The 1,721-nt window shown below is 45.8% G+C and carries 1 protein-coding gene and 1 pseudogene; one reads left to right on the top strand and one right to left on the bottom strand.

The genetic code is table 11. The features are described 5' to 3' along the window. Positions 1-325, bottom strand: a pseudogene (locus tag J07HQW2_RS05300) (dolichyl-diphosphooligosaccharide--protein glycosyltransferase); the annotation flags it as partial. 1,162 nt (positions 326-1,487) lie between these two features. Here J07HQW2_RS05300 and J07HQW2_RS17865 point away from each other — a divergent pair. Continuing rightward, positions 1,488-1,721: hypothetical protein (locus J07HQW2_RS17865; protein WP_303703980.1), on the top strand; the 234-nt coding region annotated here is incomplete at its 3' end.

The following is a 1,721-nucleotide window of genomic DNA, read 5'->3' on the forward strand; positions in this document are numbered from 1 at the left end:
ACAGGAGAGCAATGGTCGCAATAATCTGATCGTAAAGTGTTCCAAACTGTCCGACCCATTGACCGTATGGAAACCCCGTCCATGCGTCAAATGGAATCGGCGAAGGCCAGTGTTTTGTAATATACGTAACCTCTCTAAGGTGATACCATGCATCATTCCCAGAGAAGAAAACCTCACCATCGCGAATGAAATTTGAGTATGTCTGCGCCCGGATGGCAAACATCACGCCAACGATGAGGAGGAGCACGGGGATATGGTACCAGTCTGTAAGCGTGTCGAGAAGAGACTGGTCGTTTTTATTATTACTCTTGCTACGCGAACCCATTATAAACTGAATGATTCGGATGGCGTCAATAAACTTTGTGAATTGAACTATTCATGCCCTAGATTGATATCATTGTAAATACATCTACATAAGTAATTAGGATTCCGTTTGATTAATACAGCACAGATTGTGGAATTCGACGAGCTGGTTGAATAGTATATATGAACAGACTGTACACGACACGGGCATGATTTTGCCGTCCCCTCTCCAGTCCTGGTGTTTGCGGCACTTCGCGTGCGCCAGCGGGGGATTGCCTCCAACGATCGGGGTCATATGGCAGCTTGATACGCCGGGATAGTAATGATATATATCGTCAACAGGTGAATCCGGATCTGTCGTATGAGATAATACTGATGTGAACAAACATGATACAGTAAAATCGTGTGTCGTGATTCCGTTCCTATTCGATATGACCGTGTTTGAACATCTTAATAAGCTTTCCAATCATCCACGTGATTCCTGAATGGGCACGAGCAGACGAAGCTAGTCGGTGAATGATTGACCGAGGCATTCGTAGGCGGTGTGCCTCCGAAAGGAATCTTTTCTTGAGATTGAGATGGAGATCCAACGTCATCAGCTTTTGTCTGAACTGGGCGTTCGTCAATGGGACGCTGACCGTGTGCAATCTTTGCTCCGTATTCAGCTGGTACCCTACGTTGATATGCTACGTGCAGGGGACGAGACGATTGGTAGAGCAATTCTCTGGAGGGGACAGAAGTTGAGATACACAGGATTGCGAGCGATGAGAACATGAACGTGATAGAGACTGCTGATATCGCTTAATAGACGGCATTTAAAAAGCGAAAAGCAGAGACAGATATTGAGTGAGTATGGAATCTGCGAGTCGGATGAAGAATAATCAAAAGATTCGTCGTAGACATCTCAAAAGTAAACGATAGTTTGAGCGGTCAGTTTAAACGAATATGACATGGTCGGTTCGCAGGATGCTTTCTTTATGAATCCAAATTATTCTCATACATTATACATTCTCGGTTGAAACTTCTCAATCAGAAAACGCGATTTATTTCACCAACGACCTAGTGTTGATAAAATATGCGTATTCTCTATCTCACCGAGGAACCCATTACCTTCTCCGGGACGATGGTGAGAGGAGGACAAATTCACGTTAGTAAGGTTGTCGAAGGTCTCCGAGACCGTGGACATGACGTACATCTCATCGACTGGAACAACAGACCAGAGAGAGAGTATCAACACTCAATCGCGCCGCGATCTCGGTTTCTCATCGATCCCATACGAACCCTCCAGCGTGCCGTCTCCGTTGGTGACACGATCGGGTGTGGATGTCATCGTATCTAAGACACGAAAAACGTATCTTACAGGAGTGTTTGCCGCTCGCAGCCTGAACGTTCCACACGTCGTTCACATCGGATCGAGT

The organism is Haloquadratum walsbyi J07HQW2, from assembly GCF_000415985.1.
GTDB classification, from domain to species: Archaea; Halobacteriota; Halobacteria; order Halobacteriales; family Haloferacaceae; genus Haloquadratum; species Haloquadratum walsbyi_B.